Annotated in this window: 24 protein-coding genes; 10 read left to right on the top strand and 14 right to left on the bottom strand. The window is 74.2% G+C overall.

Translation table 11 applies throughout. The features are described from left to right. Nucleotides 1-169 precede the first annotated feature (169 nt). A complete protein-coding gene (locus IE134_RS16025) occupies nucleotides 170-2,635 on the top strand; it encodes a SpoIIE family protein phosphatase (RefSeq protein ID WP_189430837.1) in 2,466 nt (821 codons plus the stop codon). On the opposite strand, the gene IE134_RS16020 is transcribed toward IE134_RS16025, so the two are convergent. The 11 genes from IE134_RS16020 to IE134_RS15975 form a co-directional block, all read right to left on the bottom strand. After that, a complete protein-coding gene (locus tag IE134_RS16020) occupies nucleotides 2,607-4,499 on the bottom strand; it encodes an ABC transporter ATP-binding protein (RefSeq protein ID WP_229823593.1) in 1,893 nt (630 codons plus the stop codon). The genes IE134_RS16025 and IE134_RS16020 overlap by 29 nt on opposite strands. Continuing rightward, entirely contained in the window at nucleotides 4,496-6,235 is a 1,740-nt protein-coding gene (locus IE134_RS16015) for an ABC transporter ATP-binding protein/permease (protein ID WP_189430836.1), read from the bottom strand. Before IE134_RS16015 ends, IE134_RS16020 begins: the two co-directional genes overlap by 4 nt. Further along, on the bottom strand, nucleotides 6,232-7,749 hold the full coding sequence (locus IE134_RS16010; protein ID WP_229823591.1) for a nitroreductase family protein: 1,518 nt from the start codon (nucleotides 7,747-7,749) through the stop codon (nucleotides 6,232-6,234). The genes IE134_RS16015 and IE134_RS16010 overlap by 4 nt, the downstream gene beginning before the upstream one ends. 14 nt (nucleotides 7,750-7,763) lie before the next feature. Continuing rightward, a complete protein-coding gene (locus IE134_RS16005; RefSeq protein ID WP_098019520.1) occupies nucleotides 7,764-9,131 on the bottom strand; it encodes a YcaO-like family protein in 1,368 nt (455 codons plus the stop codon). Continuing rightward, nucleotides 9,128-10,699 carry a CocE/NonD family hydrolase gene (locus IE134_RS16000; protein WP_189430833.1) on the bottom strand — a complete coding sequence of 524 codons (1,572 nt, stop codon included), beginning with the start codon at nucleotides 10,697-10,699 and terminating at the stop codon, nucleotides 9,128-9,130. Before IE134_RS16000 ends, IE134_RS16005 begins: the two co-directional genes overlap by 4 nt. After that, nucleotides 10,696-11,643 carry a hypothetical protein gene (locus IE134_RS15995; protein ID WP_189430831.1) on the bottom strand — a complete coding sequence of 316 codons (948 nt, stop codon included), beginning with the start codon at nucleotides 11,641-11,643 and terminating at the stop codon, nucleotides 10,696-10,698. Before IE134_RS15995 ends, IE134_RS16000 begins: the two co-directional genes overlap by 4 nt. A gap of 140 nt (nucleotides 11,644-11,783) precedes the next feature. Then, nucleotides 11,784-11,918: a streptamidine family RiPP gene (amiA, locus tag IE134_RS34440; protein WP_006129278.1), complete on the bottom strand. Its 135-nt coding sequence runs from the start codon at nucleotides 11,916-11,918 to the stop codon at nucleotides 11,784-11,786. A gap of 68 nt (nucleotides 11,919-11,986) precedes the next feature. Beyond that, a complete protein-coding gene (locus IE134_RS15990) occupies nucleotides 11,987-12,832 on the bottom strand; it encodes an ABC transporter ATP-binding protein (protein WP_098019552.1) in 846 nt (281 codons plus the stop codon). A gap of 38 nt (nucleotides 12,833-12,870) precedes the next feature. Further along, complete coding sequence (locus IE134_RS15985) at nucleotides 12,871-13,938, bottom strand: FecCD family ABC transporter permease (RefSeq protein WP_030717334.1); 1,068 nt, start codon at nucleotides 13,936-13,938, stop codon at nucleotides 12,871-12,873. After that, the gene (locus IE134_RS15980) at nucleotides 13,935-14,996 is read right to left on the bottom strand and encodes a FecCD family ABC transporter permease (protein WP_189430829.1); all 1,062 of its coding nucleotides are present in this window, start codon (nucleotides 14,994-14,996) and stop codon (nucleotides 13,935-13,937) included. Before IE134_RS15980 ends, IE134_RS15985 begins: the two co-directional genes overlap by 4 nt. Continuing rightward, on the bottom strand, nucleotides 14,993-15,979 hold the full coding sequence (locus IE134_RS15975) for an ABC transporter substrate-binding protein (RefSeq protein ID WP_030717327.1): 987 nt from the start codon (nucleotides 15,977-15,979) through the stop codon (nucleotides 14,993-14,995). Before IE134_RS15975 ends, IE134_RS15980 begins: the two co-directional genes overlap by 4 nt. 211 nt (nucleotides 15,980-16,190) lie before the next feature. Between IE134_RS15975 and IE134_RS15970 the strand changes: the two genes are divergently transcribed. Continuing rightward, the gene (locus tag IE134_RS15970) at nucleotides 16,191-17,468 is read left to right on the top strand and encodes a hypothetical protein (protein WP_189430827.1); all 1,278 of its coding nucleotides are present in this window, start codon (nucleotides 16,191-16,193) and stop codon (nucleotides 17,466-17,468) included. Nucleotides 17,469-17,591: 123 nt separating this feature from the next. On the opposite strand, the gene rpsN is transcribed toward IE134_RS15970, so the two are convergent. Further along, entirely contained in the window at nucleotides 17,592-17,897 is a 306-nt protein-coding gene (rpsN, locus tag IE134_RS15965) for a 30S ribosomal protein S14 (RefSeq protein ID WP_189430825.1), read from the bottom strand. Then, nucleotides 17,897-18,133, bottom strand: a complete 237-nt coding sequence (rpmB, locus tag IE134_RS15960) for a 50S ribosomal protein L28 (protein ID WP_030717314.1) — start codon at nucleotides 18,131-18,133, stop codon at nucleotides 17,897-17,899. Before rpmB ends, rpsN begins: the two co-directional genes overlap by 1 nt. 70 nt (nucleotides 18,134-18,203) lie before the next feature. Between rpmB and rpmG the strand changes: the two genes are divergently transcribed. The 5 genes from rpmG to IE134_RS15935 all read left to right on the top strand — a co-directional run bounded on the left by rpmG (nucleotide 18,204) and on the right by IE134_RS15935 (nucleotide 21,880). Then, on the top strand, nucleotides 18,204-18,368 hold the full coding sequence (gene rpmG, locus IE134_RS15955; RefSeq protein ID WP_006129270.1) for a 50S ribosomal protein L33: 165 nt from the start codon (nucleotides 18,204-18,206) through the stop codon (nucleotides 18,366-18,368). Between the two features lie 60 nt (nucleotides 18,369-18,428). After that, nucleotides 18,429-18,683, top strand: a complete 255-nt coding sequence (locus IE134_RS15950; protein WP_030584208.1) for a type B 50S ribosomal protein L31 — start codon at nucleotides 18,429-18,431, stop codon at nucleotides 18,681-18,683. Continuing rightward, nucleotides 18,680-19,834, top strand: coding sequence for a CobW family GTP-binding protein (locus IE134_RS15945; protein WP_098895220.1), 1,155 nt, complete (start codon nucleotides 18,680-18,682; stop codon nucleotides 19,832-19,834). The genes IE134_RS15950 and IE134_RS15945 overlap by 4 nt, the downstream gene beginning before the upstream one ends. 95 nt (nucleotides 19,835-19,929) lie before the next feature. Continuing rightward, nucleotides 19,930-20,178: a 30S ribosomal protein S18 gene (rpsR, locus tag IE134_RS15940; protein ID WP_189430823.1), complete on the top strand. Its 249-nt coding sequence runs from the start codon at nucleotides 19,930-19,932 to the stop codon at nucleotides 20,176-20,178. Between the two features lie 82 nt (nucleotides 20,179-20,260). Next, nucleotides 20,261-21,880, top strand: coding sequence for an MFS transporter (locus IE134_RS15935; RefSeq protein ID WP_030717305.1), 1,620 nt, complete (start codon nucleotides 20,261-20,263; stop codon nucleotides 21,878-21,880). A gap of 199 nt (nucleotides 21,881-22,079) precedes the next feature. On the opposite strand, the gene IE134_RS15930 is transcribed toward IE134_RS15935, so the two are convergent. Beyond that, nucleotides 22,080-22,523 carry a subtilase-type protease inhibitor gene (locus IE134_RS15930; RefSeq protein ID WP_030717302.1) on the bottom strand — a complete coding sequence of 148 codons (444 nt, stop codon included), beginning with the start codon at nucleotides 22,521-22,523 and terminating at the stop codon, nucleotides 22,080-22,082. Nucleotides 22,524-22,936: 413 nt separating this feature from the next. Here IE134_RS15930 and IE134_RS15925 point away from each other — a divergent pair, with 413 nt between their 5' ends. From IE134_RS15925 to IE134_RS15915, 3 genes are read left to right on the top strand one after another with little or no spacing between them, the layout of a single operon-like run. Further along, on the top strand, nucleotides 22,937-23,845 hold the full coding sequence (locus IE134_RS15925; RefSeq protein WP_179888171.1) for an ABC transporter ATP-binding protein: 909 nt from the start codon (nucleotides 22,937-22,939) through the stop codon (nucleotides 23,843-23,845). Nucleotides 23,846-23,853: 8 nt separating this feature from the next. Then, nucleotides 23,854-24,828 (top strand): iron-siderophore ABC transporter substrate-binding protein, encoded by a 975-nt coding sequence (locus IE134_RS15920; protein ID WP_030717297.1) that lies wholly within the window; start codon nucleotides 23,854-23,856, stop codon nucleotides 24,826-24,828. A 2-nt stretch (nucleotides 24,829-24,830) separates the two neighbouring features. Next, nucleotides 24,831-26,978, top strand: coding sequence for an iron ABC transporter permease (locus IE134_RS15915; protein ID WP_030717289.1), 2,148 nt, complete (start codon nucleotides 24,831-24,833; stop codon nucleotides 26,976-26,978). The last annotated feature ends 1 nt before the right edge of the window (nucleotide 26,979 follow it).

Genomic DNA, 26,979 nt, shown 5'->3' with positions numbered 1-26,979 from the left:
CGCGGGGCAGGGGGACGAGCAACCGCTTGTCACCCCACCAACGCGGGCACGTCCCGCCGCGTCACGCCGCCGAACGAGGGACAGCTCGCGCGCGTACCGCGCACGCCGCACCGGGCGCGGTCCGGGGCGACGCGCGACCATGGAAACCTACAGAGGGTGGTGAGGTGCAATGGCATCCGCCGATGAGGGCTTCCCGGCGGAGCCCGGCCCGCTGCCCTCCGGGGACGGGCGGGGACCGGCGCGGATGGCCGACGACGCGGCCGCGGTGATCGCCGGGGACGGCACGGTCATCGGCTGGACCCGCGGGGCCGAGGCGCTGCTCGGGTATCCGGCGGCCGAGGTGGTCGGCCGGTCCGCCGCGCTGCTGCTGACCGGCCCGCCGGACCCCCGCCGCACGGCCGCGGTGGCCGCCCGCTGCCGGACCGGGTCGGCGTGGAGCGGGCTGGTCTCACTGCGGGGGCGGGACGGCCGGTCCCTGGACATCGATGTGCGGGTCACCGCCTCGTTCCAGATCGCCGGGCAGGAGGTCTTCCTCGTGTCCGGGCGGGAGCTCACCCCGCACTGGACGATGAGCGGGTCCGTGCTGGACGACTTCATGTCCCGGTCCCCCGTCGGGATGGCCGTGCTCGACCCCGGCCTGCGCTACCTCTGGCTCAACGACACCCTGGAGCGGTTCGGCGGCGTACCGCGTGAGCAGCGTCTGGGGCGCCGGCCGGGCGATGTGCTGCCGACAGCTCTTGCGGCGCCCATCGAGCGGCTGATGCGGCAGGTCCTGTCGACGGGCGAGGCGATCACGGACTACGAGTACCTGGGCTGGAGCTGGGCCGATCCGCACCGCAGGCGGGCGTACGCGAGCTCGTTCTTCCCACTGGCCGACGCCCAGGACCGGCGGATCGGCATCGGCTACATGGTCCGCGACGTCACCGACCGGTGGAACGCGCGTCGGCTGCTCGCCCTGGTCAACGAGGCCGGGGCGAGTATCGGCTCCACCCTGGACGTACAGCGTACGGCGCAGGAACTCGCCGACTTCGCGGTGCCCCGGTTCGCGGACTTCGTCTTCGTCGACCTGCTGGAGAACCCGTTCGGCGGTGACCGGCCCGGGTCGGCCACACCCGCCGAGGGCGAGCGGCCCGCCATGCGCCGGGCGGGCATGAGCTCGGTGCGCGAGGGCTGCCCGGAGGCGGTCGTCCGGGTCGGGGACGCGGTGGACTTCGTGCCGCCGCCGCACGACGCGCACTTCCTGCTGGCGGGCGCCCCGGTGCTGCTGCCGTCGCTCGACCCGGACAGCCACGGGTGGACGGTGGAGCACCCGGCGCGGGCCGCCCGAATCCGGGAGTTCGGGCTGCACTCGTTGATCTCCGTACCGATGCGGGCCCGCGACACCGTGCTGGGGCTGACCACCTTCATGCGGTCGCAGAACCCGGTGCCGTTCGACGAGGACGATGTGGCACCCGCCCGGGAGCTGGTGGCGCGGGCCGCCGTGTGCGTGGACAACGCCCGCCGCTACACCCGGGAGCACACCGCGGCCCTGGTGCTCCAGCGGAGCCTGCTGCCACAGACACTGCGGGGCGGCACGGCGGTGGACGTGGCGTGGTCGTACCTCCCGGCGGACGCGAAGGACGGGGTCGGCGGTGACTGGTTCGACGTCATCCCGCTGTCCGGCGCCCGGGTCGGCCTGGTCATCGGCGATGTCGTCGGGCACGGCATCGGGGCCGCCGCGACCATGGGCCGGCTGCGTACCGCCGTACAGACGCTGGCCGACATGGACCTGCCGCCGGACGAACTGCTGGCGCGCCTGGACGATCTCGTCCTGCGGCTCAGCGAGGAGGAGCGTGCGGGGGGCCCGGCGGAGCGGGGCGGCTCGACGGTGGTGGGGGCGACCTGTCTGTACGCCGTGTACGACCCGACGAGCGGCTGCTGCACGATGGCGCGGGCGGGCCATCCCCCGCCGGTGGTCGTCACGCCCGACGGGGCCGTCACCTTCCCGGACCTTCCCTCCGGGCCGCCGCTCGGGCTCGGTGGGCTGCCCTTCGAGTCGCTGGAGGTGGTCCTGCCCGAAGGGAGCCTCCTCGGTCTCTACACCGACGGGCTCATCGAGGGGACCGACAGGGACGTCGAGAGCGGTATGCAACGTCTGGGCCGGGAGGTGTCCCGGGGCGGACTGCCGCTGGACGATCTCTGTCCGGCGGTCGTCAAGGAACTGCTGCCCGTGCCGCAGCCGGACGACATCGCGCTGCTCCTCGCCCGGACGCATGTCCTGAGCCCGGAGCACCTGGTGTCGTGGGACGTCCCCGTGGACCCCGCGGCGGTCGGGGAGACCCGGGCGAAGGTCTCCCGCCAGCTGGAGGCGTGGGGGCTGGAGGAGCTGTCGATGACGACGGAGCTGATCGTCAGCGAGCTGGTGACCAACGCGATCCGGTACGCCTCCGGGCCGGTGCGGCTGCGGCTGCTGTTCCAGGCGGCGCTGACCTGCGAGGTGTCCGACGCCAGCAACACCTCACCGCGGCTGCGGCACGCCAGGACGACGGACGAGGGCGGGCGCGGCCTGTTCCTCGTCGCGCAGCTCGCCCATCGGTGGGGCACGCGCTACACGCCCCGGGGGAAGATCATCTGGGCGGAGCAGCCGATTCCCTGAGCACCGCGTCCGGCGACTGCTCGTGGGCGAAGAGGCGGGTGAGCGGGCCTCCGGCCCGGATCAGCTCGTCCCAGGTGCCCTCCTCGACGATGCGCCCGCCGTCCAGGACCGCGATCCGGTCGGCCCTGCGGACGGTCGCCGGACGGTGGGCGATCACCAGGGTCGCCCGGGTGGCGGAGTCGGCCGCGAGCGCCCGGGCCAGTTCCGCGTCGCCCCGGTGGTCCAGATGGGCGGTCGTCTCGTCGAGGACGAGGACGCGCGGGCCGCTCAGCAGCCCCCGGGCCAGGGCCACCCGGGCGCGCTGACCGCCGGAGAGGGTGGCGCCGCGCTCGCCGACCGGGGTGTCAAGACCGTCGGGCAGGGCGTCGGCGACGGTGTCGACGCCGCAGATCCGGGCCACCGCGTCGAGTTCGTCCGCCGTCGCGCCGGGGGCTCCCAGACGGAGGTTCTCGGCGAGCGTGCCGTGGAAGAGCGGGGCTTCCTGCCCCACCACGGACACGGCGGCGCGCAGGTCGTCCTCGGCGAGGTCCCGCAGGTCGACGGGGTGAGCCGGGGCGGGGGGAACGAGTTCCAGGGTGCCTTCGGCCGGGTCCCAGTAGCGGGCCAGGAGGTGGGCGCAGGTCGACTTGCCGGCCCCGGACGCTCCGACGAGGGCCACGGTCTCACCCGGCCGGACGGTGAGGTCGACGCCGTCCAGCACAGCGTCTCCCCCGTAGCCGAACCGCACGCCGCGCAGCCGCAGGCCGAGCGGGCCCGGGGGTACGGGGCGGGGAGCGGCGGAGGCGGGCGCCCCTGCGGGGGCGTGCACGGCGGCCCTGACCCGGGCCGCGGCGGCGCGCAGACCACCCGCCCGGCCGAGCGCGGCCGCCGATTCCGCGACCGGGGCCAGGGCGCCCAGGGCGAGCGCCATGGCAGCCGGGGCCCATGCCCCGTCGAGGCGTCCGGCGGACGCGGCGTGGGCGGCGGCCGCGACGACCCCGATGACGGCGGCGACCACCAGCAGGTCGCGGGCCGCGCCCGCACCGGTCTCCCACGACTGTTCGGCGCGCTGCGCGCGGGCGAGCCGCCGTCCGGCGGACCGGAGCCCGGCCCGCCTGCGGTTCAGCGACCCCGTCATCAGGAGCTCGCGCAGTCCGTCGACGCTCTCCACGGTCTCCGACGACAGCTCGGCCAGCGCGCTCCGGGTGCGGTGTCCGCGTTCGGCCCGCCCGCGCGCTTCGACCAGCGGCGACCAGATCAGCAGCAGCGCGGCGGGCACGACGGCGAGCAGCAGCCAGGGCCCGAGAGCGGCCAGCACGGCCGCCGACACCGCGAAGACCGCACCGGAGGCGAGGAGTTGGGCGATGGCGTGGGCGTAGAAGAACTCCAGTGCCTCGACGTCCCCGAGCGCGGTGGCCGCGAGGTCTCCGCTGCGTCGGCCCGCGATCCGGGCGGGGGCGCTGCGGGCCAGCCCGTCGAAGACCCGTACGCGCAGTTCGGCCAGGACCCGGTAGGCGAGGTCGTGCGAGAGGTCCATCTCGCGCCAGGTGGCGAGTGCCCGGAGGAGGACGAGCCCGATCAGGACGGCGACGGTCCCGGGGGCGGGCGGCCGGTGCTCGGTGACGGCTGTGCCCACCGTGTACGCGGCGAGGGTGACCAGGGCCACCAGGGCGGCCTGGTCGACGAGGGCGGCCAGGCAGGTGCGCAGCACGGTGGCCCGGTGCGCGCCGAGGACCGGGAGGAGCGAGCGCAGGGCGCCGGACGGTGCCGAGTCCGGGCACTGGGTCCTGCGTGGGACCGGGGGCGAGGCCGGGTCCGGAGCCTGGGTCGTGCGCGGGGGCGGGGGCGGGTCCGGGGAATCGGTCGCGCGGGGGTTCGGAGTCATGCGGCGCGCTCCTCCTGTGCGGTGCGTCCGGCCGCGACGAGCGAGGCGTACACGCCGCCGCCCGCGAGCAGGGTGGTGTGGTCGCCCGCCGCGACCACCCGGCCGGCGTCGAGGACGACGATGTGGTCGGCGTGGCGGACGGCGTCGAGCCGGTGGGCGACGACGATGCAGGTGCGGCCGCGCCCGGCCGCCGCGAGCTCCCGGACGATGCGCGCCTGGCCGCGTTCGTCGACCGCGCTGGTGGCCTCGTCCAGGATCAGGACCGGGGCGTCGGCCAGCAACGCCCGCGCCAAGGCGAGCCGTTGGCGCTGCCCACCGGAGAGCGTGGCGCCGCGTTCGCCGACGAGGGTGGCGTAACCGTCGGGGAGCCGGCCGATCTCCTCGTCGATCCCGGCGGTGCGGGCGGCGGTGCGCAGGTGGTCGTCCGTGGCGGCGGGGCGGACGATGCGCAGGTTCTCCGCGATCGTGGCGTGGAAGAGGTACGTCTCCTGCGAGACCACGGCGATGCCCCGGCGCAGCGAGGCGAGGGCGTACGCGGCGGTGTCCGTCCCGGATACGGTGACGCGGCCCCCGTCCGGGTCCCGTTGCCGCAGCAGGAGGCTCAGCACCGTCGACTTCCCCGCGCCGGAGGGGCCCACGACGGCGGTGGTGCGCCCGGCGGCAGCGGTGAAGGACACGCCGTCGAGGGCGGGCCGGGCGCTCCCCGGGTGGGTGAAGTGCACGTCCTCGAAACGGATTTCGGGCGCGGTCTCCCAGGCGGCGGTCACGGTGCCCCGGTCCGGGACGGCCGCCTCTGCGGTGCGCAGGGCGGCGATTCCGTCGGCCGCCGACACCCCGAGGTAGCCGGCGTGCCACTCGCGGGAGAGGTCCCGGACGGGGCGGAAGCACTCGGAGGCGAGCAGCAGCAGGAGGTAGGTGCCGGTGGCGGCGGTGCGGCCGGTGGCGGCCGAGGAGCACGCCACGAGGACGGCGGCGACCGTGCCGCCCTGGACGGCCAGGTCGGTGAGGCCGGTGTCGACGAGCGAGACCCGCAGTTTGGCGACGGTGCTGCGGTGCAGGGCGGCCGACCGCCGCTCCAGCCGTTCCCGTACGCGGCCGACGGCACCGGCGTTGCGCAGCGTCGGCATCCCCTGGAGCGCCTCCAAATAGTCGGCGGCGAGGGCTTCGTAGGTGTCCCAGTGCTCCTTGCCGCGCCGCGCCAGCAGCCGGTCCCACCAGCGCGGCCCGAAGAGGGCGAGCAGCAGGGCGGGCCCGAGGGCGAGGGCGGCGTACGGCTCGACGAGAGTGACGGCGAGGAGCAGCAGCGGCGGTACGGCGGCGGTGATGAGGAGTTGGGGCAGGTAGCGCGAGATGTACGCGTCGACGCCCTCGACGCCGTCCACCAGCGTGGCGCGTACGGCTCCGGCCCGCGCCCCGGTGATCGCTGTCGGGCCGAGTGCCCCGAGCCGCTCCATCAACGTGTCGCGCAGCCTCACCCGCACAGTGGCACCGGCCGTGACGGCGATCAGGCGCTGGGCGCGGCCGAGGGCGGCGCGGACCAGGACGACGGCGATCACGGCCGTGAGCAGCGGGGCGAGGGCGGCCGTCTCCCCCTGGGCGATCCGGGAGAGCACGAGGGCGAGGAGGACGGCCTGGGCGAGGTGGGTGGCGGTGACCGCCGCGAACAGGGCGGTGGCGAGGCCGAGCGGGCGCCGCGCGGTGCGCGCTGCGCGCAGGAGTTCGGGGTGAAGCATCATGGGCGTTCTTCCTCGCCGGACGGGGTCGCGGGGGCGGCGGATGCCGTGGGTGGGGTGGTTGGTGCGGGGGCTGAAGTGGCTGCCGCCGTGGCCGCTGTCGTGGCTGGGGTGGCCGCGGGCGTGGCCGGGGTGGCCGCTGTCGTCGGGCGTGCGCCGAGGGCAAGGCCGTGCACGATCCAGTGGCGTCCGGGGGTGTCGCCGAGGGCCGCGCCCAGGTCGGCCTGTTGCCAGGAACCGATGGGGCGTGAGCACAGGCCCAGTGCGGTGGCATACGCCTGGGCCGCGCCGGCCGCGTATCCGGCGACGAGGTGGCTGCTGCGGACAGTGGTCCGCGCTGCGTCCTCGGGGCAGCCGTGGGCAAGAAGCACCGCGCCTGCGGCGCCGATCCACTGCTGGCCCGCGGCCCAGTGCGCGAGGGTGGGACGCGCGTCGCCCACGGCGCGGACGTCGAGACCCGGCCTGCCGGGAGCCGCTGCGTACAGGGCCGGGGTGGCACCGCCCACGGCCACCGTCCAGTCGGGCCCGTCCGGCCGCGCGCTCCGGGCGGTGGCCAGGATCCTGGCGAGCAGCTCCTTCCCCAACGGGCGGTTCAGGTCCTCGGGCGGGGCGCTCCGGCGCGACTCCAGAGTCTCGTAGGTCAGCTCTCCGGGACGCCGGGCCGGGTGCCAGGTGCCGTCGGGCCGCCCGGGTGTTTCGGCTATGTGGTGCAACAGGTGCCGGGCCGCGGCGAGTTCACGGGGTGGGGTGGTGTCTGCTCCGGGTTGCGGCGTCGGGGCCGAGGCCCGGGGCAGAGCGGCCCAGGCGCCAAGCGGCGGCCCGGCCTCGACGGGACTGCCCGGGGGCATCAACCGTACGGCCGCGAGCGGTAGTTCCGGCTCGGTGCCGGGCCAGATGTCCTGCCAGTCCGGGGCACCCGGCATTCCGGCTGCGGCGGACAGGAGGGGGCCGTCCGCGTCGAGGGAGACCAGCACGTCGGCGGTCGCGGCCCCGGCCAGTGCGAGGGCGGCGGCTGCATGACCCGTGTCGAGGAGCAGCAGCGGCCAGGCCCGGTGGCCGTAGTGGGCGACGGTACGGGACGCGGCCACGGTGAGGACGACGAGAGCGCCCGGGGGTACGCCGTCGGGGGCCGGGCCACGCCGGTGGGCACGGTGGGTGCGCGGGTCGTAGGCGTAACGCCCGGGCGGCAGCGAACACCCCGGGCCGAGCAGCAGATGGGCGCGCACCGGGTGCAGAGCACCCGCCGAGGGAACGGGGCGGAGCCGGCCCGGTGTGCCGGGGGGCGCGGCCAGGGAGAGCCGCAGCACATGGTCCAGGTCGATCGCGGTCCCGGGCTCGGCGTACGCAGTCGCGGCGCCGTTCCACGGGAACGGGCGCTCCGGAACGTACGGGGAGAGCTCCGGAGCACGCGGCGACCGGGCGTCCGCGAGCGCCGCGCGCAGGAGGTCCGGTGCGGCGGGCAGGACGGCACCCACCTCGCGAACGGGCGCGGCGGCTCGGTCCGGCGTATCGGGCATGGTGGCGCGCTCCATCACATGTGCGGCGGCGGGGCGAGGGTGAAGTCCTCGGGTGCTGCGGGCGGTCGGGTGCGCCAGCCCCTGGCCAGCGCCGCTTCCGCGAAACGCGGGCAGCCGAAGTAGCCGAAGGCGGCCGGAGCGTTGGGGATCAGTCCGGAGACCAGGACGCGGGCGACGCGCAGCGTGGTCTCCGCCACGTCCTCCGTGGTGAGGTCCGCGGTGATGACCCGGTGACCCCCGGCGGCGAGCGCCGCGTCGAGCGCGGTGCGGCTGCCGGGAGTGATCGCGGTGAGCGGGACGACGCCCAGGGCGGGTTCGGTGAAGCGGCGGGCGAGCGGGGCCATCCGGTCGTCCAGCCAGACCTGGACATGGGCGCCGAGGTCCCGGACGGCGGCGAACTCGGGCCCGCAGTCGTCGAGATAGCGCCGGTCGGCCCGGTGGTCGAGGTAGAGGCCGCGGGCGAGCATCCCGGCCTCGACCGCCCGGTACACCCACCCGTCGGCATCCACCGTGCCCTGTGTGAACACCCAGGTGTGCACGGCCTCCAGGACGGCCTTGCGGGCCGCTTCCGCCGGGTCGTACCGGCAGGCGAACCCCGCCGCGTACATACCGCGCCCGGGATCGTGCACGAGGGCCGCTACGCAGGGGGCGAACTCGGAGGGCATCTCCACGATGTGCACGTCCAGCCCGCAGCCGGCCAGGTCCTCGGTGAGCCCGGGGACGCTCGCCGGGTCGATGCCACGGGTGGGTCCGTCCAGGTGCCACCACAGCTCCAGCGCGTCACGCTCGACGACTTCGAGCAGCCCGCGCTCGACGGCGTCGTCGAGGCCTTGCCCGGTGGCGATGCCCGCGTAGTTGAGGTGGTGGGTGCGGGGCAGCGAACGCAGCTCTCCCTGACGCCAGTTGAGATGGGTCAGGGCGACGGGGGCCCAGCAGGGTTCCCCGTTCTCGACCACCCGGGTCCACAGCGCCGGTGTGTCGGGGGTGAGTTCGGCGTACGGGAATCCCGGACGGCCGTACTGCCACGGTGCGTACGTCGGCAGCGCGCCGGGGCCGTAGAGGCGGGCCCCCTCAGCGGTGAGCTCGGCCGCGGTGGCCCGCCGGGGCTCCTGGGGGTGGCCGGGCGGCGGGAGCCGGTTGCCGCAGTAGCGCTCCACGGCCTCGGCCACCGCGGCGATCCAGGCGCCCCGGGGGTCGCCGAACGTGGTGCCGAGCGAGACCCGGTCGGCGGGCCAGGCGCCGAGGCGGCGGGCGTCGGCGACGTCGGCGGTCATCGCGGTGTAGCGGGGCGGCGCACCGGCGGGGTGCTCGACGGGGGCGACGGCACGGACGATCCCGCTGACGGGGTCGACGAGGGCTTCGAGGGGCAGGGCGCTGGTCAACGGCATATCTCCGGTACGGGCTCGACGTAGCGGCGTCGGGCGACGACGGGCAGGTGGAGGGCGCTGCCCCGGGGGTTCACGGTGCGGCGGGAGGGGACGAGCCGGGTGGCCGTGACCGGGTCGTCGCCGGTGTGCGGGTTGCGGGCGTGGGCGGGGAAGTGGTGTCCGGCGATCTCCGCCCGCAGCCTGGTCCCGGCGGGCAGCCTGCGGCCGAGGGTGCCGAGCGGCACGGTGATGTCGGCGGCTTCGCCGGGCGGGCCGGTGCGCCGGACGATGCCGAAGGCCAGCGGACCGGCCCGGCCGGACGGGTCGAGCGCGGTCAGGCGTACGGCCCAGTCGGCCGATGGGGTGTCGGCCGTGACGGTGATCCGGGCGACGGCGGTCCCTGCCAGATCGAGCGGGCGGGGCAGCGGCGGCGAGAGCAGCAGACAGCGGTCGGCGTGATCGCCGTCGACCGGGACGGCGAGGTCGTCGGAGCGCACGGGGCGCGTCGGGTCGGCGCTGAACTCGGCTCCGTGGAGCAGCCGTAGACCGGTGGACGAGCCGAAGGGCCAGCGGCACTCCGCCTCGGGAGCGGTCTCGGGCCAGTGGGTGCCGCGCACCCGGGTGGTGTGCCAACGGCCGCTGTCGCCCAGGGCGATGGCCCCGTGCCGTGTCGGTTCCAGGCGCCCGGCGAGCGCAGCGTGGGCCCACCGTACGTACAGCGCACCGAGGTTGAGGCGTGCGCGGGCCGGCACGGACCGGTCGGCGGTCAGGTGGTGCCCCCAGGGTCCGAGCAGCAGACGTGCCGGTCCGCCCCAGCCACGCCAGAGGGCCACGGTGTCCTCGGCGAAGGGGTCACGGGTGCCGCCGACGGCGAGCAGGGGAAGGCGGGCGGCGGAGCCGAGCGCGACGAGGCGGCCGCGTTCCCGGTCGGCCCAGAGCCGGGGCCAGGACGGCAGTTCACGCCCCAGACCCGTGGCCAGCCGCTCCGCCAGGCGGGCGACCGGAAGGTGTTCGAGCAGCCGGGGGTCGTCGGCCAGGGCGCGTTCCAGGGCGTCGGGGTCGGAGTCGCGCCGGTCGCCGTGGGCCGCCCACCAGCCGGCCCGGGCCCACAACCGCTCCGGCCCCCCGGGCTCGCGCGCTGTCTCGGTGAGCCCGAGCGCCGGAACGGCGGCGATGACGGCGTCGGGGGTTCCGTCGCCCTGCACCACGCCAGGGGCCGCGTCGGGGGCGTCGAGTGTGGTGACGAGGGCGCAGTACGCGGCGTAGGAGGCACCGACGGCGACGACCTCCCCGCTGCTCCACGCCTGCGTGCGCGCCCAGGCGACCGTGGCCGCGCCGTCCGCCTTCTCCTGATCCTGGTACGGGTGCCACTCCCCCGGTGAGCCGTGGCGGCCGCGTACGTCCTGGGCGAGGGCGGCGAATCCGTGTGCCGCCCAGCCGCGCAGCTCCGCGCGGTGGGCCTCGCGCCCGTACGGGGTGCGGATCAGGACGGTGGGACGCGGGCGGTTCCCGTCCGGGAGGCATACGTCGGTGGCGAGCGGGGTGGCGTCCGGCGCGGGGACGGACACGGTACGGGTTTTCATGGGCGGGCCTCGGCTGCGCCCGCCCCGGCGCGCGTCCCGACCGGGGCCGGCGCGGGCAGCGGCGCGACGTCGGGGACAGGGAGCACGGGGTGCTCGGTGAAGGTGAGATCGCGCAGATCGACCCGCCGCAGCCGACGGCGGGCCGGAAGGCCGGTCGGAAGGCCCGCCCCATCCGGTCCCGCAGCTTCGGCTTCGGCTTCGGCTTCGGCCCAGGCGATCAGGTCGGCGGTGAGCAGCGCGGCGATCAGGGCTGCGGACGCTTCGGTGGGGTGGGGGCCGGTGTCGGGGGTGCGGTGTCCGGCCCAGTATGCGGCGAGTTCACGGTGGGCGGGGGTGGCCGCGAGTCTACGGAGACGGACATGCCGGGAGGTGACGTCCCCCGGGGCCACGGCAAGGGGCTCGATCCAGCTGTGGGAGCCCTCACGGTGGCAGCGCAGCCAGGCGATACGTCGGTCCGGCAGCCGGTCCACCGTGTCCCAGAGCCCTTCGGGCACGGGCGAGTCCAGGCACCACACCACGGCGACACGCCCTTCGGGGCGGTGGTGGTCCGAGGTCGCCCGGGCGAACCCCGCCACCTGGTCGGGGGTGATCCGGCGGACCTCGGCTCCTTCCGCCCCGGCACAGCGCGCCACAGGCCCGGTGAGCACGGGGTCGCCGAGGACGTGGACCGTGCGGCCGGCGAGCGGAGCCCGGGGCGGAGCGGACACCGCGTGTCCACCGGCCTCGAACGCCTGCACGAGCCGGGCGAGTTCGGCGGTCCGCGGGTCTTCGCCCGGCATCTGCCCGCCCGGCGTCTCCTCGCCCGTCAGCCGACGCACCAGGGCTTCCCCGGTGACGCCGCCGGTGTCGATGCGCAGGAACTCCCCTCCCGAGGTCCGGAGCACGGGGGCGGCGCCGGGAACGGTGACGATCCCGGTGCCGGGAGCGAGTCGACTGCGGGTCACGGAATCCTCCGGATCGGAAGGGGGCGGGAAGGCGGGGACGGGATGTTCGGGGGCTGAACGGGGCGGGCCCGCCCGGGTTGTCACCGGGCGGGCCCGCCCCCGCGCCACGCGGGAGACCTGCCTTCAGCGGCAGGAGTCGCTTACTTCTCGGCCGCGGTGTCGGCCTCGACGGCGTCGTCGAAGGGGTTCTCGACGAGGGCGTTCGAGTGGGTGGCGGAGAGGTGGGCGAGCTGGCCCTGGTCGGCGATCGGGCTGAACACCTTGTTCTGCTCCATGAGTTGATGCCTCCATTCAGATCGGATGGGTGTGGGTCGCGGCGTTGGTGCGTGCCGCAGCACAGACACTAATGAATATGATTTTCATTCCGCAATAGCTGGAGTGGATCGAGAGGGTGATCTGGGTAACAGACGGGCCAGCCGCCCTCGTCGTCGATCCCCACCCGGCCGTCCACGCCGAGGACTTCGGCCAGGAGATGCCGGGTGACCACCTCGGCCGGGGGCCCGTCGGCGGCGATGCGGCCTTCCCGGAGCGCGACGATCCGATCGGCGAACCGGGCGGCGTGGTTGAGGTCGTGCAGCACCATCACCACCGTCAGCCGGCGTTCCGCGCGCAGCCGTACGACCGTCTGGAGCACCTCCAGTTGGTGCCGCAGATCGAGATAGGTAGTCGGCTCGTCGAGGAACAGCACGGGGGCGTCCTGGGCCAGTGCCATGGCGAGCCGGACACGTTGGCGTTCGCCTCCGGACAGCGCGTCCACGGGCCGGTCGGCCCAGGCGGTGACACCGACGTCCGCGAGCGCCCGTGATGTCACCTCGTCGTCGCCCTCCCGCAGCATTCCCAGTGGCCCCCGGGCGGCATAGCGGCCTTGCCGTACGAGTTGGCGTACGGTCAGTCCCGGTACGGCGGGTGCTGATTGGTGGAGCAGTGCCACGCGCCGGGCGGCGGTGCGGCGGGGCAGTCGCGCCACGTTGTCACCGTCGAGCAGGACGCGCCCGCCGCTCGGGGTGAGCAGTCCGGCGGCGAGTTTGAGGAAGGTGCTCTTGCCGCATCCGTTCAGCCCGATCAGGGCGACCAGTTCACCGGCCCGGATGCTCAGGTCCACCCCACGCAGCACCGGACGTCCGGGGTAGCCGAAGGCCAGCCCCTCCGCCCGGACGACGTCCGGGGTCTTCGGTGCCGCGCTCGTCATCGCGCTCTTCTCCACTCTTCTCTCCCTTGCTCTCTCCCTCATCTCTCGTCCGCCCGTCGCCGCGCCACGACCATCAGCAGCCCCGCCCCCACGCAGGTGGTCAGGGCGCCGACCGGGAGGGTCAGCCGGTCCGCGTCCAGCGCCGTCGCCAGCAGCCGGGACAGCAGTTGGGCCGCGGCGTCCGCCCCGCACACCACCGCGGCACCGAGCAGCGCGGCGCCCGGAAGGGTGACGCGCAGATCGGCGCCGAAGACGGCCAGCGCCAGATGGGGCACCAGCAGCCCGACGAACCCGAGGGCGCCCACCGCCGACACCGCGCCGGCCGTCAGCGCCACCGCGCACACCAGTGCCGCTCCCCGGCCCCGGCCGGTGGCCAGACCTGCGGCGGCGGCCTGTTCGTCGCCGCAGCGCAGCAGGGTCAGCGGCCCGGCGAGCAGCCAGGCCGCCGCGCCCCAGAAGGCGGCCCACGGCCAGAGCAGATTCCAGTGCTGCCAGACCCGGCCCTCGGTGGAGCCGATCAACCACTGGACGACGCTGCCGAGTTCACCAGGGGCCACCAGGAGGACGACTGCGGTGAGTCCGGCGAGCACCGCTGACACGAGGACCCCGTAGACGGCGGTCTGCTCCGGGTCGCCCCGGTCCCGCCCGGCGAGCAGCCACAGCAGTCCCGCCCCGGCGAAGCCGCCGACGCAGGCCGCGACGACCACGGCGGTGGGGGACTCCCAGCCCGCGAGGCCGAGGCCGGTCGCGGTCACCGCGCCGAGCACCGCGCCGGGCGTGACGCCGGTGACCTCGGGTCCGGCCAGCGGGTTGCGCAGGGCGGACTGGAGCACGAGCCCGGCCACCCCGAGGCAGGCCCCGGCGACCAGGGCCACCAGCATGCGGGGCAAACGGAGTTGGAGCACGATGTGCTCGGCGGTGGGGTCCCCGCCCGCCCTGAGCAGCACGGCCCGCACGCCTTCGGGGGTGACGCCCCGGCCGGCGAAGAGTCCGGCACAGGCGACCACGGCGACGAGCAGCGCCAGGCCGCCGATCCGGACACCCGGTGCGCGCAGGGCCCGGCGGACGCGGCCGGCCGGGACGGGCGCGGTGTCGACGAAGGTCATCGTTCCGCCTTCCGCAGTACGGGAGCGGGGACGTCCGGCGACATCACCGGTGCGGGCAGGGACACGGGCCCCCGGTCCCGGGCGGGCCGTCTCCCCCGTTTCAGCAGGAGGACCCCGACTGGTACGCCGACCAGGGCCGTCCAGGCGCCGACGGGCGTCTCGACCGGGGCGAGCGCGAGCCGGGCCGGCTGGTCGGCGCAGAGCACGACGATCGCGCCGCACACGGCGGACCGGACGAGCCACCCGGCCGCGCCGCCGTCCGGGCGGAGACGGCGGGCGAGGTGCGGGGCGAGGAACCCGACCCAGGCCACCGGTCCGCAGACCGCGACGACGGGGGCGATGAGGACGACGGCGATGCCCAGCGCGGCCACCCGCGCCCTCTCCACCCGTACGCCCAGCGCGCGGGCGTCGTCGTCGCCGAGCCGCAGCACACCGAGCGCCGGCACGCACAGCACCAGCGCCGGGACGGCCACGGCGAGCCAGGGCAGCAGACCGGTGACGTCGTCCCAGGTCCGGGCGGACAGACTGCCCAGCAGGTAGCGGTAGATGAGCTGGAGGTCGAGCTGGTCGGCCATGACCATGAGCACCAGCAGGGCGGCCTGGAGCGCGGCGGCGACGGCGGCCCCGGTCAGCAGGACCGCCGAGGGGCTCCGCCCGAATCCGGCGGCGACCAGGGTGAGCAGACCGCCGAGCGCCGCCCCGGCCAGGGCGAGGAACGGCTGGAGCCCGAGCGGGACGGCCAGGGACAGCACCAGCGGTGCGGCGACGCCGAGGGCGGCCCCGGAGGAGACCCCCAGCATCTCGGGCACGGCCAGCGGGTTGCGCAGGGCCTCCTGGAGGACGAGGCCCGCGGCGCCCAGGCAGGCGCCCGCGATCAGCGCCAGCACCATGCGGGGCAGCCGCAGTTCGGTGACGACGAGCCCCGCGAGCCCGTCGGACCCCAGCGTGGCCGGGAGCCGGGCGGGCGGGACGTACGGCGTGCCGAGGCTGAGCGCGCAGACCACGCCCGCCAGGGCCGCCGCGCCCAGGCAGAGCAGCGCCACGGGCGGACGCCTCATCGCAGTGCGGCCGTCGCCTCGTCGAGGACGAGGCCCAGGGACCGGGTGCCGCGCCCCTTGGCCCACACCTCGGAGTCGACCTCGATGACCTTGCCGTTCTTCACGGCCGGGATACGGGACCAGAGCGGGTTCTTCGCCAGCTTGTCCGAGAGCTTCCCGTCGGGCGCGCCGAAGGACAGGGTCTCCACGAACAGGACGTCGACGTCCCGGGCGAGGATCTCCTCCAGGCTGTAACTGCCGTCGACGCCCCGGCTCTTCCAGGGGTAGTGGGAGATCTTCGGGAACAGTCCGGCCGCCACGTCGGTCTCCGGGGTGGCCACACCGAAGTTCTCGTCGCTGCCGTAGATGATCAGCGCGGTCTTGTCGCTCTTCCGCTGCTCCGCCTCCGCCAGGCGGGTGCGGAAGGTCTTCTCCGCCTTCTCCCCCTGTGCGGTGCGGCCGGTGAGCGCGGCGAGGTCGCGCAGGTAGCCGACGCTGTCCTGCCAGGATCCGGGCTGGAGCGGCCAGAAGGTCGTGGCGCCCTTCAGCGCGGGGGCCAGCTTGCCGTGCGTGTCCTCCAGGCCGATGACCAGATCGGGCTTGTGGGCGAGGATCGCCTCGACCTCGGGGCTGAGGAAGCCGCCGGGCACGACCGGTATCTTCGCCGCCTTCTCCTTGCCGAGGAACTCCGGGTGCGCCAGCACCTGGGAGTTGGTGGCGGTGGGGGTCATGCCCAGCTCGACGAGGATGTCGTCGCAGAGGGCGACCAGGCAGACGATCTTCTCCGGCGGCTTCGGCAGGGAGACCTGGACGCCCTTGGCGTCGGTGATCCGGGTGGCGGCCTCGATGGGCCGCACCTCCGTGCTCGTACGGGATCCGGCACCGGCCGCAGCAGCCGGCTCCCCGGGGCCGGGGTCGGCGTTCTCGGTGCCGCAGCCGGCCAGCAGGCCTCCCAGTACGGCGATCGCGGCCCAGCGGCGGACTCTCAGCGCGGTTCGTGGCATCGACGGGTCCCTCAACGTTCCTGTGCGGTCCCGGGGATGCGGCAGAGCGGGCGGCGGAGCCCCGGGAGCGATCCCCGCCACAAGCCGAAACCTTACACATGATTATCATTTCCAATAAAGTGAGCGGGGCTTCCGCCGGGATCTACCGGCCGCAGAAACGCCCCAGCACCCCCGCCGCCCTCACCGGCCCTGCCTGCCCCAGGAGTTCGCCATGCCCCACACCTCCTCCCCCGATCCCCACGCGCCGCCGCGCCTGCTGGTCTCCGACCATGTCGCGGGGCGGGTCAGCCTGCTCGACCTCCCGGACGGCACGGAGCGGGCGGAGGTGAACCACCGGCACCTCGCCGAGCACGCGGGTTTCCTCGCACTCCCCGACGGGCTCGTCGCCTGCGTCGACGACCGGGCGGGCGAGTTGCTGGTCCTCGATCCGTACGGACCTGGTACCGGGCGGCCGCTGGTCCGGCGGCGGATACCGGTCGCGGTCCCCGCCGAGCATCTGGCGGCGGACCCCGAGGGGCGGCGGCTCGCGGTGACCACCGGCCTCGGCCGCAACGAGGAGGCATGGACCGGACTGCTGACGGCCGTCGACCTCGACGCACCGGACGGCGCCGTCGCCGTACGCGTACGGGGGCGGACCGGCGAGCCGGGGGTCACGGTCCTCGGCGGAGCGTCCCCGCTGGTGGTGGTGCGCCACCGGGAGCCGGGCGAACTGCTGGTCCACCGGCACAGCGAGCTGATGCGGTCGGCCCCCTCCTGCCCGCCGGCGGTCCCGGTGCGACGGATCGCCCTGCCGGACGACGACGGGCACGGCGACGCCCACGACCCGCTCACCGGGCGGCTGTTCGCCGCGGCGGGCTCGGGCGTGCACCGCGCACGACGGGAGGGGGACGGCCTGATCCCCGAGGCCCCCTTGCCCTGGTCCGCCGACGGGCGTTCCGGCGGGCGCGGCTACTACCTGCGGCTCGATCCCGTACGGCGGATGCTCTGGTCGTGCGTGCGCGGCGGGCCGGGCGACCCCGGACAGTGGCCGGACTGGTCCAACGACGCCTGGTGGCATCACCTCGACACCGGCGAGTCGGGGAGGCTCGACCTGGGACCGGGGCTGGTCTTCCGGCTCGCGGTGACCGCCCGTCACATCGCGTTCACCCGGGTCCACCCGGACGGCGACGAGCTGATCCTCCTCACCGCTCCCCCGGCCGCCGGATCCCGCCCGGAGGTCGGCGCGCGACTGCCCCTGCCCGCCATGTCCGGTGCGCCCCGGCGCGGCGGGACCCCGTGGGACGGCGTGCAGCGGCGGGCGGTCGCCGCCTCCCCCGGTGGGGGTCTGGTCGCGGTCAGCCGGGGCGGCCACGGCGAGATCCACGTCTTCGACGCGGACAAGGCGGCGCTGGTCTCGACCCTGACCGTCCCGACACCGCTGGACGACGGGGGCCACCTCGCCCTCGTGACACCCGGGGACGGGGCACACGCGGACCCGGTCGGCCGCTGAGACCGGCGGGGGGCGGTGGCACGACGGAACCCGCCGCGCTCCACTGGGACCGGAGGCTCGGGCGGTGGCGCGACGGAACCTGCCGCGCCACCGCCCGCCCCACCCGGCCCGTTCAGCCCGGTGTCACCAGGAGGACTTGGTCACTCCGGGCAGGAATCCCGCGTGGGCCTGCTCCCGCATCCGGACCCGGGAGAGGCCGAACTTGCGCACAAACCCCCTCGGCCTGCCGTCGACGCTGTCCCGGTTACGGACCCGGGTGGCACTGGCGTCACGCGGCTGCCGCCGCAGCTCCTCCACGGCGGCGAGACGCTCATGCTCCGGGGTGCCGGGCCGGCGGATGATCTCCTTCAGCTCGGCCCTGCGGGCCGCGTACCGCTCGACGGTCGCCCGGCGGCTGTCGTTGCGCGCGATCTTGCTCTTCTTCGCCATCAGACCTTCTCCCCCCGCGCACGGATGCGCGCGACCGCGGCTTCGATGCCGATGCTGTCGACGGTCTTGATCGCCCGGGCGCTCAGCGTGAGACGCACATAGCGTCCCTCACCGGGCAGCCAGTACCGCTTGCGCTGGACATTCGGGTCGAACCGGCGGGACGTCCGGTGGTGCGAGTGGGAGATGTTGTTGCCGAATCCCGGCTTCGAGCCGGTCAGTTGGCAGTGGGCGGACATGAAAGTTACCTACCTCTCCTTCGACGCATCCATTATTGAAAATGGAAACCATTGCCATATAGTAGCGCCCATGGCTCGCAACGAAGTACGCCCGGTCATCAAGCTCCGCTCCACCGCGGGGACCGGCTACACCTACGTCACCCGTAAGAACCGGCGGAACGACCCCGACCGGATGGTGCTGCGCAAGTACGACCCGGTGGCCCGCCGCCATGTCGACTTCCGCGAGGACCGCTGAGGCCCGCCCGGCACCCCGCACACTCCGCACACTCCTGAAGCCCCACCCGAGGACACCGTCATGAAGCCCGGAATCCACCCCGCCTACGGCCCCGTCGTCTTCCGCGACAAGGCCGCCGACTTCGCGTTCCTGACCCGCTCGACCATGACCAGCGATCGCACCGTCACCTGGGAGGACGGCAACACCTACCCGGTGGTCGACGTGGAGATCTCCTCCGCGAGCCACCCCTTCTACACGGGCACCGCCCGCGTCCTGGACACCGCCGGACGCGTCGAGCGCTTCGAGCGCCGCTACGGACGCGGTGAGGCCCGGTGAGCGGGCGCCGCGCGAAACTGCCCGTCGTCATCGTCTGCGGTCTGCACTCCGAGGCGCGCGGCGAGGTCGTGGAAGGGCTGCTGCGGGACGTACCGCTCAGCGTCGCGCTGCACCACGACCTGTCGACGGCCACCGGCGGGACGGTCCGGCGCTCCCTGCGGGACGCCGGCGGAGAGCTGGCCTCCGGCGACACCCCGCTGGTGAACGAATGCGCCTGCTGCGCGCTGCGCGAGGACCTCGTCCCGGAACTCGAACGGCTCGCGGGGGACGGGGTGACCCGGCTCGCCGTCCTGGAGCTCTGGGACTCCGTCGAACCGAAGTCCATGGCCGAGGTGATCGCCGCGCACACCGACGCCGCCGAGGTCACCAACGTGTTCACGGCGATCGACCCCACGCTCGTCCTGCCCTGCCTCTCCAACGGCGACGATCTGGCCGAGGCCGGTCTCGCGGCGGCCCCGGCCGACCGGCGGACCATCGGCGACACCTGGGCCCGGCAGGTGGAATACGCCCCCGTCCTGGCCGTGGCGCCGAATTCGGCGGCCGACGACGAGGACCGCGCCCTGATCCGGCAGTTGAACCCGACGGCACGTCAGGCAGCGGCCGGATCGCCGGAGTTGGGACGGCTGGCGTTCGCCGGGTTCGACGTGGAGGCGGCGGCAGCGGGCCAGCACCCGGCCTGCGCCCTGCTGCCGCAGGAGGCGGAGGAGGCCGGGGTGGGCACGCTCGTCTGGCGGCGGCACCGGCCCTTCCACCCCGAGCGCCTGCTCGACGCCCTGGAGGACCTGAGCTGCGCCGCGGCCCGCAGCCGGGGCCGGTTCTGGCTCGCGGACCGGCCCGACACCCTGCTCTCCTGGGACGCGGCGGGCGGCGCGCTCTGTGTCGAGAACACAGGGCCCTGGCTCGCCTCGCTCCCGGACGCGGCCTGGTCCATGGTGCCGCCCTACCGGCAGGCGGCGGCCGCGCTCGACTGGCACCCCGAGCACGGCGACTGCTGCCAGCACCTGGTCTTCGTCTCCCCGGGCCTCGACCGCGAGGGGCTGACCGGTCTGCTGGACTCCTGCCTCCTCACGGACGAGGAGTACGGGTCGGGCCGGGAGGCGTGGAAGAGCCTGCCCGCCGCGTTCGACGCGCTCCTCGACCCGGTGCACTGAGACCGGCCGGCCCACCCCCGTAACTCCGCGGCCCCGGACCGTATCCACCGACCGCACCACCAGCACACCCATCCCACCGAGCACGAGGAAGCCTCATGGCACGTCAGCAGGACCCCCGCAAGCCGCTCAAGAACCGGCCGAACCCCCTGGACGCCGCCGGGATCACGTACATCGACTACAAGGACACCGATCTGCTGCGGCGGTTCATCTCCGACCGGGGGAAGATCCGCAGCCGCCGCGTCACCCGGATCAGCGCCCAGCAGCAGCGCCAGATGGCCGCGGCCATCAAGAACGCCCGCGAGATGGCCCTGCTGCTGTACTCCGGAACCGCCGCGGGCAAGTAGCGCGCGACGCCCCCGACCTGCGGCGGGGGCCGCGTGCGTGGCTCGGGATGCACCACGGCCGCCCCCCGGCGACCATGGACGCATGGGCAGAGACATCCCGGAGAAGGGCGCCCCGGGTCCGACGTCGTCGGATCCGGGAACAGTGGGCCGACCGGGCGGTCCGCCGAACCAGGGCCTCGCGCTCGCCGCCATGCTGTTCGCGGTGTCGATGACGTTCATCGACCAGACCATCGTGGCGATCGCCGCCCCGGACATCATCGACGAACTCGGGCTCACCTCCTCGCAGATGCAGTGGGTGGTCAACGCCTATCTGCTCACGCTGGCCGCCTTCTTCGCGCTGGGCGGCCGGTTGTCCGACATCTTCGGGCACCGCCGCGTGATGCTCATCGGCACACTCGTCTTCGTCATCGCCTCCGCACTGTGCGGTGCGGTGCCCGACGGGGACTTCGCGCAGGCCTGGCTGATCGGCTTCCGGGCCGTCCAGGGCATCGGCGCGGCCCTGATGTTCCCCGCCGCGCTCGCCGTCGTCATCGCCGTCTTCCCGGTGGAGCGGCGCGGGCGGGCACTGGCGCTCTTCTTCGGTATCTCCGGGGCGCTCACCGCCATCGGGCCGCTGCTCGGCGGCTGGCTCACCGCGTGGACCTGGCGGGCGATCTTCTGGGTCAACGTCCCCGTCGCCGTCATCGCGATCGTCCTGGCACTGCTGGCCCGGATCCCGGAGCGGTCCCGTCGCGAACCGCTGGATCTGCCCGGGGCGGCGCTGGTCGCCGTCGGTATGGGGCTGACCGTGCTGGGGTTGCAGCAGTCGTCCACCTGGGGCTGGGACTCCGTCGCCACCTGGGCCTGTATCGCGGTCGGTCTGGTCGTGCTGGCGGTCTTCTGCCGGTTCGAGCTGCGCACCCGCTTCCCGCTGATCAAACTGCGGGTCTTCCGCGACCTGGCGTTCAGCGTCGACAACGCCGTGCTGTTCTTCGCCATGATGGCGTTCGTCCCGGTGTTCTTCTTCGCCTCCGTCTACGCGCAGGTCTCGCTCAGCGCGTCGCCGAACCAGGCCGCGCTGTATCTCCTGTACTTCTTCATCGGCTTCGGGCTGGCCTCCCAGTGGGGCGGCCGGATCCTCGACAAGCGCGGCGCCCGCCCCGCGATGAAGCTCGGCACGGCGCTCGGCGCGGTCGGGTTCGCCCTGTGGGCGGGGAAGTTGACGACGCTCTCCATGCACGACCAGTGGCTGTACGCGGCCATGGCGGGCGCGGGGATCGGCCTGCTGCTGGCGCCGGCCTCGACGGACGCGGTGAACCGGGCGATCGACGCCAGTTACGGCGAGGTCACCGGCATCACCCAGACCGTGCGGAACTTCGCGGCCAGCATCGGACTGGCCGTCTACGGCACCCTGCTGACCCATACGACGATCACCAAGGTGGACGAGACCCTGCGGGACAAGGGGGTGCCGGAGGGAGCGTCGCGGGATGCCGCCGAGTCCATCGCGCAGTCGGTGACCGGTCAGGGGGACTCCCGGGGGCCGTCCGGTTCGGGACCGGTGGCCGAGACCGTACGGGACTCGATGTCGGCGATCCGGATGGACTTCGCCGAGGCGAACCAGTGGGTCTTCTACGGAATGGCCATCGCCCTGGGGATCGCGTTCCTCATCTCGCTGCGCCATCCGGGTACCCGGGTGACGCAGGAGGAGCCGTCCGGGCAGTGAGCGGGTCGAGGGGTTCGTGACCAACCGACCGGGGCGAGTCGCTGCCGGCCGCGGCGGAAACGGCCAGGGGCGACCGCAGGCTCCCGGTCGTCGTGGACGGGGGCGTGTGCGGGGCACGCCGGGCGGGACCAGAAGGCCGGACGCGGTGGGCGGGACGGTGTCGTGTCCCGTCAGCCCGGCGTCGGCAGGCCCCGGTGGATCAGAAGGCGAAGACGGCGTTGTCGTTCATGCTGCCCGCCATCTCGCAGGCGTTCCCGTACGTGGTGCTGAACTGGACCGGCTTGCCCTGCCAGACACCGTGGGCGGTCACCACGACCGGGTCCCACTGGCGGGTACAGGTGCGGTTCGACGGGCCTGCGGCGAGTTCGGCGAACTTGCCCTGCACCGCGGCCAGTTCCTTGCAGGCCGCAGCGGGGTCGGGGTGGGTTCCCTCGGCGGTGGGGGCGCAGGCGAGCGTCACGGCCCGCTCGACGGTGGCGGTCATCGGGTCCTCGCCGCGGGCGACGGTGAGGACGAGCGCCGAGGGTGCGTAGAGACTCTCCGCCTTCGCCGGCGCGGCCTGCGCGGTGGCGGTCGCGAAACCACCGAGGAGAAGGGTGCTCGCCGTGATGGTTGCGAAGATGGCGTGAGGGTTGCGTCGCATTGGTGAAAACTCCTTGCTCGGGTGCCTGATTGCGGTCAGGAGTCTTACGCATGCGGAAAGTAGGCGCACATCGACGGCCAGCTTCCAGCCGCAGACGGACGTTCGAACCGACCGAATGGTCATTCGGGCAGCTCAGAGGCCCTGCGTGAAGCGTCCAGCATATGGACAGATTTCGGCGGTTCAATCCGAAACAACCGCCTGACCTGGGAATATGCCGGAGCGGCTCGATGCACCAAACCGCCGCTTCGGCCGGAAAGTACCGCCATCCGAGGCCCCGAAGCGGCTCGACACCCTCCGGTCGTCGCTCGACGGCGGCCGTCGGCCGCTGGGCGAGCCGCCCGAGGGTCACGCGGAGGACACGATTCCGAATCCCCCTTGACCAGGGCAATTTAGGTTAGGCTAACCTCACGCTCGTGATCGCTCCTGCCCTCGACCGAGAAGACCCGCCGCCACGGCCCTCCGCGCCCGCTGCCGGTGCCACCGCACTGCCCGCCGACGACGCGGGCCTCGACGCCCGCGACATGACGATCGCGTACGACCGCACCGACGTCGTGCACGGCGCCGACCTCCGGCTGCCGCGCGGTCGTGTCACCGCCCTCATCGGGCCGAACGGCAGTGGGAAGTCCACCCTGTTGCGGGCCGTGGCCCGGCTGCACAAGGCCCGCACCGGCAGCGTGACCGTGGCGGCCGGGGCCGAGGACGGCGCGCCCGTCGACGCCCTCGCCCTGTCACGCTCCGACTTCGCCCGCCGCGTCACCCTGCTCGCGCAGAGCCGCAACGCACCGGCCGGGCTCAGCGTGCGCGACGTGGTCGGATTCGGCCGGCACCCCTACCGGGGCCGGATCCGCGGAACGGATCCGGACGGCGCCCGGATGGTCGAGCACGCGCTGACCGTCACGAACCTCACCGAGTTCGCCGACCGGGGGGTGGAGAGCCTCTCCGGCGGGCAGTTGCAGCGCGTCTGGTTCGCCTGCTGCCTGGCCCAGGACACCGACGTGCTCCTGCTCGACGAGCCCACCACCTTCCTCGACCTGCGCTACCAGGTGGAGATCCTCGACCTCGTCCGCGATCTCGCCGACACCCACGGCGTCACCGTCGGCGTCGTGCTCCACGACCTGGACCAGGCCGCCGCCGTGGCCGACCAGGTCGTCCTCCTCTCGTCCGGGCGGATCGTCGCCGCGGGAACGCCCGCCGAGGTGTACGCCCCCGAGCGGCTCACCGACGCGTACGGCATCCGTATCGACGTCGAACTCGACTCCCCCACCGGCATCCCGCGCACCCGCGCGGTCGGCCGCCACCACCTTCGTACCGAAAGGCCCTGAACACCCTCATGAAGAACCAGCACCTGACGTGGCCCGTCCTCGCCGCCGCGGCCGCGCTCGCCCTGACGGCGTGCGGCACCACCGAGGCGCCGAAGAAGGAGTCCGCCGGGGACAAGGCCGTGACGGTCACCGACTCGCGCGGCAAGAAGATCACGCTCGACGGCCCGGCCAAGCGGGTCGTCGGCACCGAGTGGAACGTCGTCGAGACGCTGGTGACCCTCGGCGTGCAGCCGGTCGGCGTCGCCGACGTGAAGGGTTACACCGCGTACGACACGGCGGCCCCGCTCACCAAGGGCGTCAAGGACATAGGCACCCGGGGCGAGCCCAGTGTCGCCACCGTGGCGAGCCTGAAGCCCGACCTCATCGTCGCCACCACCGACCTGTCCGACTCGGCCATCGCGCAGCTGTCGAAGGCCGCGCCGGTCGCCGTGGTCCGTTCGGCCGACGCGAGCCGGCAGATCGACCAGATGGTCGACACCGTCGACCTCATCGCCCAGGCCACCGGCACCGAGGACAAGGCCAAGTCCGAGATCGACTCCTTCCGCAAGGCGGTCGCCGACGGCAAGAAGAAGCTGGCGGACGCCGGGCTCGACGGCGAGAAGGTCGCCTTCGCCGACGGCTGGCAGGAGGGCAACCAGGTCTCGGTGCGCCCGTACGTCAAGGGCTCGCTGCTCTCCGACGTGAACACCGAGCTCGGCCTCGTCGACCCGTGGAAGCTGAAGGGCGACAAGGCCTACGGCCTGGCCGCGACCGACGTCGAGGGCCTCACGAAGATCGGCGACGCGCAGTTCGCCTACATCGCGAACGACTCCGACGGCGGCGACCCGTTCGCCGACGGCCTCAAGGACAACGCGGTGTGGAAGTCCCTCCCGTTCGTGAAGAACGACGAGGTCCACCGGCTGCCCGACGGCATCTGGATGTTCGGCGGCACCGCGTCGATGCGCGAGTACATCGACGCCCTCGTCGGCGCGCTGACCGCCTGACGATGAGCACCCGCACCACAACCGCTCCGCCCGCCCCCGTGAAGACGGTGGCGGGCGCGACCGGTCCCGCCGGGGCCGTGTCCCCGGCGGCGGCCGGCCAACCGGCCCGTCGCGGCCGGATGTTCCTCCTCGCGCTCGCGGGGCTCCTCGCCCTCGGCGCCCTCGCGTTGACGCACGTGAGCCAGGGCACCGCCGCCGTCGATCTGCACACGCTCTGGAACCTGGCCACCGGCTCGTCCTCCGACCGGACCGCCCACGAGCAGACGGCCGCCGTGGTCCTGGACTCCCGGCTGCCCCGGCTCGCCGCGGGGCTGCTGGTCGGCTGCGCGCTCGGTGCGGCGGGCGCCGCCCTCCAGTCGGTGTCGCGCAACATGCTGGCGTCCCCCGACACGCTCGCCGTGAACGCGGGTGCGTACTTCGCGGTGGTCACCGTCGCCGCGTTCGGCATCTCCCTGCCCGCGCTGCCCGCCGGGGCCACGGCGTTCCTCGGCGGGCTCATCGCGGCGGCCGTCGTGCTCGGCCTGTCCCGGGCGGGGGCCGGACCCATCCGGCTGGTGCTGGCGGGATCCGCGCTCACCCTCGCGCTGTCCGGCCTGAGCGGCACGATGCTGCTCCTGCGCTCCCAGCAGACCACCGGGCTGTTCGCCTGGGGCGAGGGTTCGCTCGCCCAGATCGGCATGCAGTCCATCGACCGGCTCACCCCGGTCGCGCTCGTGGCGTTCACCGGGCTCATGCTGATGGGCCGGCGCCTCGACATCCTCGCCCTCGGCGACGACGGTGCGGCGGTCGTGGGAGTGAGCCCCCGGCTGACACGGAGCATCGCGGTCACCCTCGCGGTGCTGCTGGCGGCGGTGTCGGTTGCGGTCGCGGGGCCGGTCGGCTTCGTCGGCCTGTGCGCGCCCGCGGCGGTCCGGCTGCTCAGCACCTGGATCCCGGGCCTGGTCCGGCACCGCGCGTTCATCCCGGCGTCGGCGCTCGCTGGCGTGCTCGTGGTGCTCGGCGCGGATGTGCTGCTGCGCGCGGTGTTCGGCGCCCAGGCGGGGGCGGAGGTGCCGACCGGCATCGTCACGACCTGCTTCGGGGCGCTCGTCCTGATCGTCCTCGCCTACCGGTCGCGCGACATGGGCACGGACAGCGGCTCGACGGCGTTCTCCCGGCTGCGCAGCCGGCGCGCGTTCGCCCTCACCCTGGTGGCGACGGTCGTGGGGCTGGTCGGCGCGGTGGTCGTGGCGACGCTCTTCGGCGACGCGACGCTGCTGATGGGCGATGTCGGCAACTGGCTCGCGGGCCGGTCGGGGCAGTTCGTCAGCTACGTCCTGGACACCCGGGTCCCCCGGGTCGCCGCCGCTCTGCTGGCCGGTGCGGCGCTGGCGGTCGCGGGAACGGCCGTCCAGGCGGTGTCGCGCAACCCGCTCGCGGAGCCGGGCGTCCTCGGCGTCGTCAGCGGGGCGGGGGTGGGTGCGGTCACCGTGCTCACCGTCGTACCGCTGGCGAGCTTCTGGCTGATCGGCGGCTCCGCGCTGGCCGGTGCGGCGGCGGCTGCGGCGCTGGTGTTCGGTCTGGCCTCACGCCGTGGTCTGGAGCAGAACCGTCTGGTGCTCATCGGCATGGGTGTGCACGCGGGTGCGGGCGCGGTCGTGAGTCTGCTGATCGTGCTCACCGACCCGTACAACGAGACGAAGGCGCTGGCCTGGCTGGGTGGTTCGACGTACGGGCGGACGTTCCCCGAGCTGATTCCGGTGCTGGTGGCGCTGGTCGTCGCGCTGCCCGTCCTGGTGCTGATGCGTCGTGAACTGGACCTGATCGGGCTGGACGACGAGACGCCCGCCCTGCTCGGCGTGCGGATCGGGGCCACCCGGCTGGGCCTGCTGAGCCTCGCCGTCCTCCTGACGGCGGGAGCCGTGGCGGCGGTCGGCGTGATCGGGTTCGTCGGCCTCGTCGCCCCGCACGCGGCACGCGCCCTGGTGGGCCGCCGCCACGCGCGGGTCCTGCCGGTCAGCGCGCTGCTCGGCGCGCTGCTGGTGGTCGTGTCCGACACGGTCGGCCGGACGGTCATCGCCCCGGCGCAGATCCCGGTCGGCCTGCTCACGGCCGTGATCGGCGCCCCGTACTTCATCTGGCTGCTCTGGCGGTCGAGGCGCGAGGGCTGAC

The organism is Streptomyces rubiginosohelvolus, from assembly GCF_014649875.1.
GTDB classification, from domain to species: Bacteria; Actinomycetota; Actinomycetes; order Streptomycetales; family Streptomycetaceae; genus Streptomyces; species Streptomyces rubiginosohelvolus.
The sequence above is the reverse complement of the archived record's forward strand: the minus strand, read 5'-3'. Positions and strand labels throughout refer to the sequence as shown.

What these genes read in the sequence shown, in the direction of transcription:
- IE134_RS15975 (WP_030717327.1), bottom strand. Translation starts at nt 15,979, where the DNA reads ATGCCACGAACCGCGCTGAGAGTCCGCCGCTGGGCCGCGATCGCCGTA.
- IE134_RS15915 (WP_030717289.1), top strand. Translation starts at nt 24,831, where the DNA reads ATGAGCACCCGCACCACAACCGCTCCGCCCGCCCCCGTGAAGACGGTG.
- IE134_RS16020 (WP_229823593.1), bottom strand. Translation starts at nt 4,499, where the DNA reads ATGACTCCGAACCCCCGCGCGACCGATTCCCCGGACCCGCCCCCGCCC.
- IE134_RS15985 (WP_030717334.1), bottom strand. Translation starts at nt 13,938, where the DNA reads ATGACCTTCGTCGACACCGCGCCCGTCCCGGCCGGCCGCGTCCGCCGG.
- IE134_RS15950 (WP_030584208.1), top strand. Translation starts at nt 18,429, where the DNA reads ATGAAGCCCGGAATCCACCCCGCCTACGGCCCCGTCGTCTTCCGCGAC.
- rpmG (WP_006129270.1), top strand. Translation starts at nt 18,204, where the DNA reads ATGGCTCGCAACGAAGTACGCCCGGTCATCAAGCTCCGCTCCACCGCG.
- IE134_RS15920 (WP_030717297.1), top strand. Translation starts at nt 23,854, where the DNA reads ATGAAGAACCAGCACCTGACGTGGCCCGTCCTCGCCGCCGCGGCCGCG.
- IE134_RS15990 (WP_098019552.1), bottom strand. Translation starts at nt 12,832, where the DNA reads ATGACGAGCGCGGCACCGAAGACCCCGGACGTCGTCCGGGCGGAGGGG.
- IE134_RS16025 (WP_189430837.1), top strand. Translation starts at nt 170, where the DNA reads ATGGCATCCGCCGATGAGGGCTTCCCGGCGGAGCCCGGCCCGCTGCCC.
- IE134_RS15935 (WP_030717305.1), top strand. Translation starts at nt 20,261, where the DNA reads ATGGGCAGAGACATCCCGGAGAAGGGCGCCCCGGGTCCGACGTCGTCG.
- IE134_RS16015 (WP_189430836.1), bottom strand. Translation starts at nt 6,235, where the DNA reads ATGATGCTTCACCCCGAACTCCTGCGCGCAGCGCGCACCGCGCGGCGC.
- amiA (WP_006129278.1), bottom strand. Translation starts at nt 11,918, where the DNA reads ATGGAGCAGAACAAGGTGTTCAGCCCGATCGCCGACCAGGGCCAGCTC.
- IE134_RS15970 (WP_189430827.1), top strand. Translation starts at nt 16,191, where the DNA reads ATGCCCCACACCTCCTCCCCCGATCCCCACGCGCCGCCGCGCCTGCTG.
- IE134_RS16000 (WP_189430833.1), bottom strand. Translation starts at nt 10,699, where the DNA reads ATGAAAACCCGTACCGTGTCCGTCCCCGCGCCGGACGCCACCCCGCTC.
- IE134_RS16010 (WP_229823591.1), bottom strand. Translation starts at nt 7,749, where the DNA reads ATGCCCGATACGCCGGACCGAGCCGCCGCGCCCGTTCGCGAGGTGGGT.
- IE134_RS15930 (WP_030717302.1), bottom strand. Translation starts at nt 22,523, where the DNA reads ATGCGACGCAACCCTCACGCCATCTTCGCAACCATCACGGCGAGCACC.
- rpmB (WP_030717314.1), bottom strand. Translation starts at nt 18,133, where the DNA reads ATGTCCGCCCACTGCCAACTGACCGGCTCGAAGCCGGGATTCGGCAAC.
- rpsR (WP_189430823.1), top strand. Translation starts at nt 19,930, where the DNA reads ATGGCACGTCAGCAGGACCCCCGCAAGCCGCTCAAGAACCGGCCGAAC.
- IE134_RS15980 (WP_189430829.1), bottom strand. Translation starts at nt 14,996, where the DNA reads ATGAGGCGTCCGCCCGTGGCGCTGCTCTGCCTGGGCGCGGCGGCCCTG.
- rpsN (WP_189430825.1), bottom strand. Translation starts at nt 17,897, where the DNA reads ATGGCGAAGAAGAGCAAGATCGCGCGCAACGACAGCCGCCGGGCGACC.